1 protein-coding gene is annotated in these 558 nt (G+C 50.4%); it reads right to left on the reverse strand.

The annotated features are described in order from the left end of the window. Window positions 1-558, reverse strand: a 558-nt coding sequence (locus OKC28_RS22920) for an IS630 family transposase (protein WP_270691162.1), incomplete at both ends; no start/stop codon positions are given.

Consider the following 558-nt stretch of genomic DNA (forward strand, 5'->3'; position numbering starts at 1 on the left):
AGGCAGAACTTGGGGTTCTTCTTCAACCATCGCTCGGTCTGTTTGCTTTTGTGAATGATGTAGTTATCGAGGATCAGTGTGATGGTTTTGGCTCGTCGGTAGTGGCGACGCAGCTTTTCCAGCATGGCGATAAACAGCGATGAGTTTTTCTTTATCCCGCTGACGTAAAGTACTCTTCCATTGCCTGCATGGAGAACGCCTGCCAGGTAATGTTTGGCGTTCTTTCCAGGTGTGACAACCCGCTTTTGCTGCGCTCTGAACATCCAGTCGGCCCCTAATTTGGGATTAAGGTCTATATCGACTTCATCCTCATAAAACACCGGATTATCTGCATCACAGCGGGCCAGTACCGCGTCGATATTAGCCATTTTCTCCTGATAGGCCGGGTCTTTTATCCGCAAGGTCGGCACGGGCCTTCGCCAGACAATGCCCATACGCGGTAACCATCGGCGGAGCGTGGAGGCTGCCATATTGAGCCCCATTAACCGATTGATTTTGATAGCCAATAGTTCGGTACACCAACGGCTGCGCTGATAACCAAAATCTTGCGGAGAAAAC

This window comes from Aeromonas sp. D3 (assembly GCF_027705025.1).
Taxonomy (GTDB): domain Bacteria; phylum Pseudomonadota; class Gammaproteobacteria; order Enterobacterales; family Aeromonadaceae; genus Aeromonas; species Aeromonas salmonicida.